The sequence below is a fragment of the Candidatus Ulvibacter alkanivorans genome, from assembly GCF_003333325.1.
Taxonomy (GTDB): Bacteria; Bacteroidota; Bacteroidia; order Flavobacteriales; family Flavobacteriaceae; genus Ulvibacter_A; species Ulvibacter_A alkanivorans.
Genome location: NZ_QOLC01000090.1, coordinates 1 through 12,871 on the forward strand (window position 1 = coordinate 1; position 12,871 = coordinate 12,871).

The window sequence follows — 12,871 nt, forward strand, 5'->3', positions numbered from 1 at the left end:
CTAACAAAGGACCGATTTCAGAATTTATACAAAAATATTATTTACACTTTAATGCTGCCGCGTTGGTAGATGCTGCCAAGGGGTACGAAACACAACTTGACAATGGAGCAAAAATGCTCGTATCGTTGGCAGGTGCAATGAGTACAGCCGAATTAGGTAAGATCTTCGCCGAAATGATACGTAAAGATAAAGTACACATAATCTCCTGTACCGGGGCCAATCTTGAAGAGGATATTATGAATTTGGTAGCGCACAGCCATTACAAACGGGTTCCTAACTATCGTGACCTCACTCCGCAGGAAGAATGGGATCTCCTTGAAAAGGGCTTGAATCGTGTTACCGATACGTGCATACCTGAAGAAGAAGCGTTTAGACGAATTCAAGAACACATTGTAAAGATCTGGAAAGATGCAGAGGCAAATGGAGAGCGTTATTTGCCTCATGAGTATATGTATAAGCTATTGTTGAGTGGCGTTTTAGAAGAGTATTACGAGATCGATATAAAAGATTCGTGGATGTATGCAGCCGCCGAAAAGAACCTGCCAATAATTTGTCCGGGTTGGGAAGACAGCACCATGGGAAATATTTTCGCCAGTTATGTACTAAAGGGTGAACTGAAAGCTTCAACCATGAAAAGTGGAATTGAGTATATGACCTTTTTAGCCGACTGGTACACCGATAACGCAACGAACGGAATTGGTTTCTTCCAAATTGGTGGTGGGATCGCAGGTGATTTTCCAATTTGTGTAGTGCCTATGTTATACCAAGATATGGAGCGTACCGACACTCCTTTTTGGAGTTATTTTTGTCAGATTAGCGACTCTACAACTAGTTATGGAAGTTATTCGGGTGCGGTACCTAACGAAAAGATAACTTGGGGAAAACTGGATATCGACACGCCTAAGTTTATTATTGAAAGTGATGCGACCATCGTGGCGCCTCTAATTTTTGCCTACCTATTAGATATGTAACCATGGATTCCTCCAAGATTGAAAATATAGAACTTAAATTCTTAACACTTAAAGATTACGAAGCGTTAAAGGAAGCAACCTTACAATCCTATGGTGGGTTGCCAAATTCCTATTGGAAACTGGAGGAAATAGGAAAATTGATTTCAATTTTTCCCGAAGGACAAGTTATTATTACGGTCGATGGGGAGATTGCCGGATGCGCACTATCTATAATCGTCGACTACGACAAGATCGAGAATCAACATACTTATAATGATATCACAGCCGACCCAAACTTTAAAATTCACGACCCGGAAGGCGATGTGCTCTATGGGATAGACGTTTTTATAAAACCCGATTTTAGAGGGCTTCGATTAGGTCGTAGGTTATACGATTACCGTAAAGAATTGTGTGAAAATCTAAATTTAAAAAGCATTGTTTTCGGCGGAAGGATGCCAAATTATCATTTACACTCCGATTCCCTTTCACCTAAGCAATACATTGAAAAGGTAAAACGGAAAGAGATTCAAGATCCCGTGCTGAATTTTCAGATGTCAAACGATTTTCATCCCGTACGTATATTAAAAGGATACTTAGAAGGCGATAAGGCTTCGGGAGAATTTGGAGTGCTCATGGAATGGGACAATATTTATTATACCAAACCAACTAAGAAACCATCTATCAGCAAAAGTGTAGTTCGACTGGGGCTAATTCAATGGCAAATGCGACCCTACGAAGGCTTGGAAGACCTGATGCATCAAGCCGAGTACTTTATTGATAGTGTTGCCGGATACCGAAGTGATTTTGCAGTTTTCCCCGAGTTCTTTAATGCCCCGTTAATGGCACGATATAATGAGTTGTCAGAGTCTGACGCAATTCGTGAACTAGCGAAATACACCAAAGAGATCACAGAGCGGCTTTCGCAACTTTCGATTTCCTACAATATTAATATCATTACTGGCAGCATGCCCGAGGTCGTTAGAAACAAGCTCTACAATGTAGGATATTTATGTCGTCGTGATGGTAGTATAGAACGCTATGAAAAGCTTCATGTTACTCCCGATGAAGCCAAAGTATGGGGTATGCAAAATGGGAGTCGCTTACAAAGCTTCGATACCGACTGTGGTAAAATAGGGATACTCATTTGTTACGATTCCGAATTTCCCGAATTATCTAGACTATTGGCCGATGACGGTATGGACATACTTTTTGTACCGTTTTTAACCGATACGCAAAATGGATATTCACGTGTGCGTTTGTGTGCACAAGCACGTGCCATAGAGAACGAGTGTTATGTTGCGATCGCAGGTAGTGTGGGTAACTTGCCCAAAGTTCATAATATGGATATTCAATATGCGCAATCGGCTGTGTTCACACCGTGTGATTTTTCGTTCCCCAATAATGGTGTTAAAGCAGAAACCACTCCTAATACCGAGATGATCTTGGTCGCCGATGTCGATCTGGACCTGTTGCGGGAATTACATTCATTTGGAGCGGTTCGAAATTTAAAAGACCGTCGAAAAGACTTCTATCGATTAGAACGTGTAAAGAAGAAATAGTACTTATTTAAAAGACAATAGTGGTTTTCTGCCATTGTGATATACCTCCCACGCGGCATAACCTATTACAACCGTGTATTCGGTAGCGACCAACCAAAGATTTTCTTCAAATCCGGAGGCTCCATAGGCCGAATAACTTAGCATGACCAGTAGGCTCCACACTATCGGAAAACGATAGCGCGTAAAAAGGCATAATGTCAATGGAGTGACCACATACCATGGGTGAACCGTCGTGGAAAGTAAAAAGTAGAACGAGACCCCAAATAAAAGTCCGGTTATAAGTTGTTCGGTTGTTTTATTTTTTCTGAAGAATGTAAGTCCTAAAACGAACACGAGCACAAGAATGGGAAGCACCTTACCAACAGTTGCGATGATATTCCATCCCACGACTTGATATCCAATCCACCGGATCATGTAATAGACACTTGCATTGAATTCGAAATTTTGAAACCACAACGCAATGGTGGTTAAAAAATTGGCGACAAATTCCGAAGAAAGAAATGGCGCAAAGCTCAGCAAAATAGTTCCCATGGTCAATGCGTAGAATAGTAGCAGCTTTTTTATCCCATAGGGAGCTTGTGAAACCGGAACATTGATTTTTACGCTTTCCTCTACTGTATTCGATGGCTTCGGAAGGTTTGGATTGGCACGTTTTCTATAATAGTTGAAAAACAATGGTAGGAACATCAATGGCAACAGCTTAACGGAGACCGACAAACCGAGCGCTATCGCTGCCCATATCCATTTTCCCGAATGCAATAAGTAGAGCGACCAAATAACGAAGAAAAGCATGACGCCTTCAAAATGAAGGTTTCCGGTAAGTTCGATAATTATAAATGGATTAAGAAAATACCAAAAAATAAGATGCGGATCCTTGCCTAACTTGGTGAGCAGTTTTTTTCCGAAGTATAGAATACCGAGATCGGCCAAGATCACGATCATACGAAGTACGACAACGGATCCAACTATACTCTTTCCGGCAAACAACGCAGCGATTCCGAAGAAAAATTGATTGAGAGGCGGATAGTTGCTAAAATGACTCGCATTCAAGGTACCCATTCCACGAATTAATTCTTTGGCTTGAAACATACTAAATCCGGAAACGATACTCGGGTCTTTGCTATACATGTCGGGAGTGAATAAGTAAGGATTAAAGCCTTGAAGTAATACACGACCGTCCCAGATAAAACGATAGAAATCTTGCGAAAGATTTGGTATGGCACCCATAAAAAGGATTCGAAAAATCACTCCAGCTACAGCCAAGCTCCAGAACAACCCTTTAGAAATTTTAAGGAGTCGATAGCAAATAAAAAAAAGCGCACCGTAGAGCGATATAAGTCGTGCGAAGTCACTTCGTTCTAGGTCGTATGCAAAAGCCACATAGAGTAGCGCACTCGCAAAGGCAAGCAAGAATTGAAAGCGATATAGCTTTAAATAGCTGAGCATTTACAACCTTAGTCGGTCCATTCTGCAATAAATAAATTAGTGTCGCGAGTACCGCCGTTATTTCGGTTCGATGAAAAGACCAAGTACTTACCGTCATTTGAGAAAACAGGAAATGCATCAAAGGTCTCACCATGAGTGACTCGAGTTAAATTCTTTCCATCGATATCGATCATGTACAAGTTGAAAGGAAAACCACGTTCGGCTTCCCAATTACTAGAAAACAAGATCTTTTCACCACTGGGGTGGAAGAACGGACTCCAATTGGCATTTCCTAAGTTGGTGAGTTGACGTCTATCGCTGCCGTCGGCATTACTAATATACAGCTCCATTTCGGTAGGTTGTACCAAGCCTTGTGCTAAAAGGTCTTTGTATTCTTTGATCTCTTCAGGTGTTTTTGGGCGAGAAGATCGATAGATCAACTTTGTGCCATCGGGTGAGAAAAATGCGCCACCGTCGTAGCCTAATTCATTCGTTATTTGTTTTACGTTGCTTCCGTCAAGGTCCATGGTATACAGTTCTAAGTCACCACTGCGAGTTGAGGTAAACACGATCTTATCGCCTTGTGGAGATACAGTTGCTTCCGCATCGTAACCCGGTTCGTTCGTGAGTTGTGCGGTTATATTTCCTTCGAGATCGGATACGAAAATATCGAAGCTGTCATAGACAGGCCACACATATTTTCCATTCTTTCGAAGTGGTACTTCTGGGCAATTTTCATCGGCTAAATGGGTAGAGGCATATACAATATGTTTATTGTCGGGCAAAAAGTACGCACAAGTAGTTCGTCCTTTTCCGGTACTTATCATAGGAGGTTTGGAATCCTTAAAAGTTTCCGAAGCATCCATTAAGAACATTTGATCGCAGCCTACACCCCATGATTCATAATTACTTTGGAAAACGAGTTGGGAATCATCAAAACTCCAATAGGCTTCTGCATTGTCACCACCAAAAGTAACTTGGCGTATGGAGGTAAAATGTTTTTCATCGGGATAGATCAAACTATCTTTTACCGCTTCTTTTGCTTCTTCGGAAGCTTCCGAAGGGAAATCGGCACTTTTTTGATCATTTTTACAAGAAATTAACACCAGGCAGGCGACGAAAAAAGATAAAAATCTCATATTTAAACTAATTTTGTGTAAAAATAAGGATATGAGAATAGTTGTAATAGTTTTTTTGGTGCTAATTGCATTTTCGTGTAAGCAGGAAGAAGTCGAAACCGTTTCTATGAAAGACGATGTCTATGTTTTAGCCGATAGTACCTTTAACGGAAGACAGACCGGAACCCCCGGGGAATTAGAGGCCGCAGCTTACATTGAAAAGCGATTTAGGGATATTGGGTTGCAACCTAAAGGATATAAAGGAGAATTTACACAGACCTTCACATTTCGACCTAGTGCGAATCCCCATGAATCGGCTGAGTTCACCGGATTAAAAAATGATAGCACGACCACAGGGACCAATGTGGTAGCTTATCTAGACAATGAGGCAGCGACTACGGTCATTATTGGAGCGCATTATGACCATTTAGGAATGGGAGGCGAAGGATCGTTGTATCGCGAAGGAGCAGCCATACATAATGGTGCCGATGATAACGCAAGTGGTGTAGCCGTAATGCTAGACCTTGCACAGCGGTTGGTAACTGATAAGCAACAGAACAAAGCAACCAATAACAACTATTTGTTTATTGCTTTTTCGGGTGAAGAAATGGGACTGCTAGGTTCCAATTATTTTGTAAAGAACCCGACCATCGATACGAAAAAAGTAAGTTATATGCTCAACATGGATATGGTAGGGCGTCTTAATGAGGAAAACACATTGGCTGTTCATGGAGTGGGCACCTCGCCTGTTTTTAAGCAAACCTTGTTTGCAAATAATGAATACGATCTTACTATTGCCGAACACGAAAGTGGGATAGGTCCTAGCGACCATACGTCTTTTTATTTGGCAGATATTCCGGTATTGCACTTTTTTACCGGTCAGCATAGCGATTACCACAAGCCCGGCGATGATGCCGAGAAATTAAACTATGAAGGTATGCAACGCATCGCTGATTATATCTATTCTATAATTTCCGACCTCGATGATGATGGGCAACTTGCTTTTAGAAAAACAAAAAATGAAAGTGAAGTGGTACCCGAGTTTAAAGTAGCGTTGGGTGTCGTGCCCGATTATCTGTTTACAGGCGAAGGTATGCGTATTGATGGTATAAGTGAAGATAAACCCGCTCAAAAGGCCGGATTAGAAAAAGGAGATATCGTTAAAAAATTGGGCGAACATGAAGTTACCGACATGATGAGCTATATGAAGGCGCTTTCCGAATTTGAACAAGGGCAAACTACAACGGTGACGGTCGAACGAGATGGTGATCTGCGCACCGTCGAGGTGACTTTTTAAGCTTTACTCAATACACTTTTAAAGAAAACAAACCCGAAGCCCAAGAACAACATCAGGTGGAACGGGAATAGCCCAAAGTCGCCTTCTTCGGTGCCAACAACAAAGGCGCTGTACATTCCAAAGGCAAAGTACAGCATTAGGATCCCTTCAATTACAGTATTTGCCGAAAGGTTGCTGGTAAGGTATATGTTGTCTTTCCAACTTTCTTTCAAGCTGCTAATATTAAATTTTGGCGTTCGAATAAAATCGCTTTTCTTTCCGAAGTGACCTTCTAAAACAGCGATAGAATTATGAACCGAAAAGCCCATGGCGACCGAGAAAAAGATAAAGAACATCCCTATGTATCTAAAGAAATTCTTGATACCTCCCCCATGAATACGCGAATAGGTAAGCCAATAACAAATAAAGAAGATCAAGGTGCTAAACGCAAATCCTGCCAGGACATAGAATACGCTCTTAAGCTCGGGATTATTTGCTTTAATGTACAACATAGGCACACTAAGTAACGCCACGATAAGCACCAACAAGAACATGCTACTGTTCAATAAATGAAAGAAACTGTGAAATTTTGTTCTCCATGAAACTGTCGGGTCTTTTAAAAGGGTAGGATATAATTTCTGAAAATTCTCTGCGGCTCCTTTGTTCCAACGGAATTGTTGTGATTTAGCAGCACTAATCACTACAGGAAGTTCGGCGGGAGTTTCTACATCTTCTAAATATTTGAACTTCCATTTTTTAAGCTGAGCTCTATAACTAAGATCAAGATCTTCGGTCAAGGTATCGCCCTGCCAGTTACCTGCATCGAGTATACACTGCTTTCGCCAAACACCTGCTGTGCCGTTAAAATTGATAAAATGATTTCCGAAGTTTCGCCCAACTTGTTCTAAGATAAAATGAAAGTCGAGCGCAAATGCTTGTATTTTGGTGAGTAGCGAATAATCACGATTTATATGTCCCCAGCGTGTTTGTACAACCCCAATTTGAGGATCCTTAAAATAAGGAATGGTGTTTTTTAACCAGTTTTTCTTCGGAAGAAAATCTGCGTCGAAGATCGCAATGTACTCTCCATGGGCAATTGCTAAGCCTTCCTTGAGCGCTCCGGCTTTAAATCCGGTCCGTATGCTACGGCTTATATGCTGTATGTTGAGGCCGGTCGCCTGAAGTTGTTCAATTAGTTTGGCGGTGGTTTCAAAAGACTCGTCGGTAGAATCATCCAGCACTTGGATCTCTAGTTTTGCTCTTGGATAGTCGATAGACGCAATATTGGTAAGCAAGCGTTCCATTACATACAATTCGTTGTATACCGGTAATTGTATGGTGACATAGGGTGTTTCTTCAGGGTTCGAAAGATCGAAAGTAGGGGCATCCTTGGTGTTCTTTTTAGATCGAATGTAATTGATAAAGAGATTCAATTGAGCCATTGCATATAAGAAAATGAGCAATAGTGCAATCGCATAGATGGTGATCGTAATGGTCTCTAAAATCATTTTTTAAAACTGTATTTAAATATCCAGCCTAGAATTTTAACGCCGGCAAAGATAGCACCTTTTACCGTTCCCGAAACTTTTGAAACGCCAATTCGGTTGCGATAATGAACGGGTATCTCTGTGTAACTCAATTTTTGTCGTAAAACCTTTAGTTGCATTTCAACGGTCCACCCATAAGTTTTGTCTTCCATATGCAATGCTAGCAATTTTTCGTACTTGATGGCGCGAAACGGACCTAGATCGGTGAAACGCGAACCAAAGAATAGCTTCATCAAGTTTGTCGCCAACGCATTTCCAAATTTTTGTGGGAACGTCATCGAGCCCTTTTCTCTAAATCGGTCAACACGGGCTCCTACTACAAAATCCACATCTTGTTCTATGATCGGCGCAACGATGGCCGTCATTTCTTCTGGGTAGTCGCTATAGTCACCATCTAAGAATACGATAATATCGGGAGCTTCAGTTTTCTTAGCGATATACGCCATCCCTTTTAGACAGGCATAACCGTATCCTTTTTTTTCTTCGGAAAGTACTGTAGCACCGGCAGATTCTGCCATTTGTTTGGTCGCATCGGTAGAATTGTTGCTAACGACAATTACTTCCGAAGCAATTGAAGGGATATCACCAATAACTTTGCCTATAGAATCCGCCTCATTATAAGCAGGAATGATGACATTTATTATAGGCTTATTCATTTAAAGAAGGTAGAAAATATTCGTATTTATTGGATGTGAAGCTCCGTTTCTTAGGCGCGCAATATCGTAAAAATTCTGCCAATAGAAGGTAGGCTAATGTTATAATGCGCAATGTGCTAGAAGATTTTTATTGCTTATAGGTGAAAACGATCTTAACGTTTGTTCACATATTCCATTAAGTTTACATCGTTCCCCAAGAGGATCTCATTTCCTTCAATTCTGCCATCCAAGGAACCATTTTCTAATTTTAAAACGCCTCTAGGACAAACGGCAGCGCAGATACCGCAGCCAACGCAGCTGGATCGTACAATATTTTCACCCTTTTGAGCATAGGCGCGCACATCTATTCCCATTTCACAGTAGGTAGAGCAGTTTCCGCAGCTAATACATTGTCCACCATTGGTGGTGATCCTAAATCGAGAGAACAATCGTTGTTGGAATCCTAAGATCGCTGCCATCGGGCAACCAAAGCGACACCAGACACGACTTCCGAAGATGGGGTAAAAACCTACTCCAATGACGCCACTAAACATAGCGCCAATAAGAAATCCGTACGTTTTCCGAAGTTGATAGGCATCAAAGAAAAACAGTTTCCCAGGGCTACTAAAATAAGTGAATAGCAGTATGGAGATTACCACAACGAAGTAGCCGATCGCTCCATATTTTGCATCTTTTGCCAATTGTTCGCGCTTAAAGAGCATGACCCATGCGAATACCAACGTAAGCAAACCGACCACGAACCAAATAAAAAATTCTTTTGAGATCCAAAAATTATCGTAGACTACGGTTTTTGCCTCAGCAGGAATCGAAACACTGTTTGTATTCGGACTATCCACCACAAAAGTTGCAGCTTTACCATTCTCGATGTTGTTAAAGGCTGTTTGATTTTCTGCTTCGGAAACAACGGCGTAGTTTATTGTTATCCCTTCCGTATTAGTGATTTCGGGTGCTGTTTGATTAGGGTCTTTGTTTATAAAGATCACCGTTGAAGCACCGGCTTTTTGTGCCGCCAAAATTCGTTCGCCTATGGGTTTTCCTTCGGCATTGCTCATAAATACATACGAATTCTCTAATTGACTATACTCCGAGATGGAAGCCGATTCGTTGCCTTGTAAGTATGTAAAGACCACCGCCGTGGTCATTACGGTTACAAATACCACCACGCTATGCACAACCCAACGCTCAATTTTCCAGGCAATTTGTCGCTTATCGCTTAAATGACGAAACGGATCTCCTGCTGTTTCGGCGAGACCGCCACAGCCACAAACCCAACTGCAATACCAGCGTTTTCCGTATTTATACGTAAGGATTGGAGTGATCACTAAAATGGAAAGTATTCCGAAGATGAGCATGATCAAGCCAACATTTCCTGCACCTAAGAACTCATCGATCTTATAACCGGCAAACAGGTCGTAGTTCAATGGCCAAATGTTTTTTAAGTCGTAATACGGCTGATTGAGGCGTACTAGTAATTCTGGTATTAAAAATGCAAATCCCAGCTGAAAGAACATCACCGAAATAGTTCTAATGATCTCGTATCTATTATGGCGATATTTAAGAATGAACTTAATTCCAAATACCAAGATGGCTAAGGTGTAAAGCGTTCCATACACAAACCATTGGCTTGCCGGATTTCCACTTATCAATTTGCTAAGTGGATCGAATAGAGCGATAATACCGGTATTACTTCCGTCCTGCGTTAATCCTAAATAGGCCGGAAACCAGTATAAGACAACATAAAATAGGGTTAATGAAATACCAAGTACCCACGCCCAAAATCCTCTTGAAGACAACGATTTAAAATACACGCCGTTGTTCTTTATTCCCGCATGTTCATCGGCATAAGTGGCAATCGCGAACCAAATTGTCCCTGCAGAAATGGAGACCAAAGCAACCGTGAGCCAAAGGGATTGATAGGGTAGCTTAAGGTTAAAAAGTGAAATGCACAAAATTGCCAATCCTACTAGTCCAACAGTTGTCGCCAACTTTTGTTGCGTATTGATCGTTTTGGGCGGCTCACCCGTTAATGACATGTCTCGTTGAATGCTGCTCATAATTGTGCTTTTTCAAATTGATTGGTGTAGGCTTGTTGTATTTTCGATTCATAAGAATCGTAGAATTCGGGATCGAAATTGGCCTTCTTTAAATTCTTTACTACATAATCGAGCGAACGGTCTTCGTTAAGCCATTGGTCGATTACGGCATGTTTCATTCGTATTCCAAAGGTGTTGATTCCTAAAAACACTTCCGTTTGTTTGTGGTAAGCAATCGTAATGCACCTCAGATCACTAGGGCATTTCCAATGGAACTGTGCTTCATACTCTTTCTTGCGCTCTTCGGAGTTTACCCAGCCATAGGTTTGAAATTCTATATCGAAGAATTTTGCACTGTTAAACCAATTTCCGGGATTGTACTCGAAGGTATTACCACAGATCGTTTGTGCTAAGGCTTCTCCCATCATGCGGCCCGTATACCAAACCGCTTCTACCGGCGGCCGATTGCCAATAGGTTCGCGCTGTTGGGCACAATCGCCAATTGCGTATACATCGGGTATATTTGTCGCTAGTTTTCGATTTACAAGAATTCCTTTGTCTGTTTCGATCTTAGAATCTTTTAAAAACGCAATATTGGGTGTTACACCTGTAGTGATCCCAACCACGCTACACGGAATTTCTTCGCCCTCTTCTTTAGTGAGCACCGCGCGAGCATTGCCGTTGCCATCACCCAGAATTTTATCCAAATTGGTTTTAAGACGCAAGTCGACACCGTGCGATTCGATATGCCTGGAGATCATTTCTGCTTCTCCCATGGGTAAGGTATTGCTCCAGAAAGCAGGTTCGCGAACCAGCATGGTTACCTGAATTCCGCGGGTACAAAGCATTTCGGCCATTTCCACGCCTATAAGTCCGCCGCCTACAATTACAGCTCTCGGACATTCGGTATTGTTTGGAGCGTTTCGTTCAAGCGTCTCAAGATCTTGTTTAGTAACGAGTCCTTGTACACCGTTAAGGTCTAGCCCTTCCCAACCAAACGTATTGGTAGTAGAACCTGTGGCTAAAATCAATGTATCGTAGTGCATAGTGTCACCAGTCTCAAATTCTAGTGTTTTAGTATCGGTATGAACGGAGGTGACATAGGCTTTTTTTAACTCCAAACGGTTTTTCTTCCAGAAAAATGCTTCATAAGGCTCAATATCTGTCCAACGCATATGGCCCATATACACATACATTAATGCGGTCCTAGAAAAAAAATGTTCTGCCTCTGCAGAAATAATGGTGATCTTTTTGTCGGAAAGTTTTCGAATATGACGGGCTGCTGTAACGCCGGCAATCCCATTACCAATTATTACGATGTGTTCCATAAATTGAAATCTTGACGAGTCTGTCGAACTTAAAGGTAATAACATTACAACAATATGAATTAGCTTTAGAAAATTAATTTATTCTTTTAAAGAATTTTTATTGTTAATGTAAGTTCTTCTGAAGGAATTACGACTTACATACGGTAATTTGAACTGCTAATGAAACGATCTATTTGTGTTTTTGTCATTCTTGTAGTGTGTGCACTTTCCGAAGCAACCACTCAAAACCTTCACTCTTTTTTTGATGAAGCCGATGCCTTTTTTTCTAGCTATGTCACAAACGGAAAGATCGATTATAAGGCCATATATAGCGAGCCGCAATCCTTACAGTCAGTATTAGAAAAAGCCAGGGAGATCAAGGTCTCAACTTCGAATCCTGACCAATATAAAGCCTTTTGGATCAATGCGTACAACATAGCGGTCATCAAAGGAATAATTGATAACTACCCTACCAGCTCACCCTTAGCACATCCGGGTTTTTTCGACACGATTACGTACGACTTAGGGGGTAATACGCTTACACTAAACGATATTGAAAACAAGAAACTACGTGCAGAATTTAATGAGCCTCGATTTCATTTTGTACTTGTTTGCGGCGCTTTGAGTTGCCCACCCATCATCTCAAAAGCGTATAGACCAGAAACATTAGAGCGACAACTACAACAACAATCATTAAAGGCGATCAATGACCCTAATTTTATCAAGGTTTCCAAAAACAAGGTGGCGCTTTCCGAAATTTTTAAATGGTATAAAGAAGATTTTGTGACCGATTCGCAAGATGTCATCGGTTTTATAAACCGTTTTCGCGAAACGAAGATTCCCGCTGGCAGTAAAGTAACTTATTACCCCTACGATTGGAGTTTGAACCGTTTGTAAGTGAAAGGTTTTCCTTGCCGTGGTCTGTTTTTTCTAAGTCGCGGGTAGTAGAAGCAATCTATTTTAATCTAAAAACGATGAAATTATTTATACTGATAATTAT

General features: G+C 41.3%; 10 protein-coding genes. 4 read left to right on the forward strand and 6 right to left on the reverse strand.

Going from position 1 to position 12,871, the window contains the following annotated elements; translation table 11 throughout:
- Both DWA30_RS09870 and DWA30_RS09875 read left to right on the forward strand, forming a co-directional pair.
- Positions 1-971 (forward strand): deoxyhypusine synthase family protein (locus tag DWA30_RS09870; protein WP_114492380.1); only part of this gene is annotated, 971 nt, incomplete at its 5' end.
- A gap of 2 nt (positions 972-973) precedes the next feature.
- The gene (locus tag DWA30_RS09875) at positions 974-2,509 is read left to right on the forward strand and encodes a bifunctional GNAT family N-acetyltransferase/carbon-nitrogen hydrolase family protein (RefSeq protein WP_114492381.1); all 1,536 of its coding nucleotides are present in this window, start codon (positions 974-976) and stop codon (positions 2,507-2,509) included.
- 3 nt (positions 2,510-2,512) lie between these two features.
- On the opposite strand, the gene DWA30_RS09880 is transcribed toward DWA30_RS09875, so the two are convergent.
- Positions 2,513-3,955 carry an MptA/MptB family glycosyltransferase gene (locus DWA30_RS09880; RefSeq protein ID WP_114492382.1) on the reverse strand — a complete coding sequence of 481 codons (1,443 nt, stop codon included), beginning with the start codon at positions 3,953-3,955 and terminating at the stop codon, positions 2,513-2,515.
- Positions 3,956-3,963: 8 nt separating this feature from the next.
- Positions 3,964-5,073, reverse strand: a complete 1,110-nt coding sequence (locus tag DWA30_RS09885; protein WP_114492383.1) for a TolB family protein — start codon at positions 5,071-5,073, stop codon at positions 3,964-3,966.
- Between the two features lie 31 nt (positions 5,074-5,104).
- On the opposite strand from DWA30_RS09885, the gene DWA30_RS09890 reads away from it, so the two are divergent.
- Positions 5,105-6,349 carry a M28 family peptidase gene (locus DWA30_RS09890; protein ID WP_114492384.1) on the forward strand — a complete coding sequence of 415 codons (1,245 nt, stop codon included), beginning with the start codon at positions 5,105-5,107 and terminating at the stop codon, positions 6,347-6,349.
- On the opposite strand, the gene DWA30_RS09895 is transcribed toward DWA30_RS09890, so the two are convergent.
- From DWA30_RS09895 to DWA30_RS09910, 4 genes are all read right to left on the reverse strand, one after another.
- Positions 6,346-7,836, reverse strand: a complete 1,491-nt coding sequence (locus tag DWA30_RS09895) for a cellulose synthase family protein (RefSeq protein ID WP_114492385.1) — start codon at positions 7,834-7,836, stop codon at positions 6,346-6,348. The genes DWA30_RS09890 and DWA30_RS09895 overlap by 4 nt on opposite strands.
- Positions 7,833-8,531, reverse strand: a complete 699-nt coding sequence (locus DWA30_RS09900; protein WP_114492386.1) for a glycosyltransferase family 2 protein — start codon at positions 8,529-8,531, stop codon at positions 7,833-7,835. The genes DWA30_RS09895 and DWA30_RS09900 overlap by 4 nt, the downstream gene beginning before the upstream one ends.
- Before the next feature lie 152 nt (positions 8,532-8,683).
- Entirely contained in the window at positions 8,684-10,585 is a 1,902-nt protein-coding gene (locus DWA30_RS09905; RefSeq protein ID WP_114492387.1) for a 4Fe-4S binding protein, read from the reverse strand.
- Positions 10,582-11,892 carry an NAD(P)/FAD-dependent oxidoreductase gene (locus tag DWA30_RS09910; protein WP_114492388.1) on the reverse strand — a complete coding sequence of 437 codons (1,311 nt, stop codon included), beginning with the start codon at positions 11,890-11,892 and terminating at the stop codon, positions 10,582-10,584. Before DWA30_RS09910 ends, DWA30_RS09905 begins: the two co-directional genes overlap by 4 nt.
- Before the next feature lie 159 nt (positions 11,893-12,051).
- Here DWA30_RS09910 and DWA30_RS09915 point away from each other — a divergent pair, with 159 nt between their 5' ends.
- A complete protein-coding gene (locus tag DWA30_RS09915; protein WP_114492389.1) occupies positions 12,052-12,768 on the forward strand; it encodes a DUF547 domain-containing protein in 717 nt (238 codons plus the stop codon).
- Positions 12,769-12,871: the final 103 nt, after the last annotated feature.

What these genes read in the sequence shown, in the direction of transcription:
- DWA30_RS09875 (WP_114492381.1), top strand. Translation starts at nt 974, where the DNA reads ATGGATTCCTCCAAGATTGAAAATATAGAACTTAAATTCTTAACACTT.
- DWA30_RS09880 (WP_114492382.1), bottom strand. Translation starts at nt 3,955, where the DNA reads ATGCTCAGCTATTTAAAGCTATATCGCTTTCAATTCTTGCTTGCCTTT.
- DWA30_RS09885 (WP_114492383.1), bottom strand. Translation starts at nt 5,073, where the DNA reads ATGAGATTTTTATCTTTTTTCGTCGCCTGCCTGGTGTTAATTTCTTGT.
- DWA30_RS09890 (WP_114492384.1), top strand. Translation starts at nt 5,105, where the DNA reads ATGAGAATAGTTGTAATAGTTTTTTTGGTGCTAATTGCATTTTCGTGT.
- DWA30_RS09895 (WP_114492385.1), bottom strand. Translation starts at nt 7,836, where the DNA reads ATGATTTTAGAGACCATTACGATCACCATCTATGCGATTGCACTATTG.
- DWA30_RS09900 (WP_114492386.1), bottom strand. Translation starts at nt 8,531, where the DNA reads ATGAATAAGCCTATAATAAATGTCATCATTCCTGCTTATAATGAGGCG.
- DWA30_RS09905 (WP_114492387.1), bottom strand. Translation starts at nt 10,585, where the DNA reads ATGAGCAGCATTCAACGAGACATGTCATTAACGGGTGAGCCGCCCAAA.
- DWA30_RS09910 (WP_114492388.1), bottom strand. Translation starts at nt 11,892, where the DNA reads ATGGAACACATCGTAATAATTGGTAATGGGATTGCCGGCGTTACAGCA.
- DWA30_RS09915 (WP_114492389.1), top strand. Translation starts at nt 12,052, where the DNA reads ATGAAACGATCTATTTGTGTTTTTGTCATTCTTGTAGTGTGTGCACTT.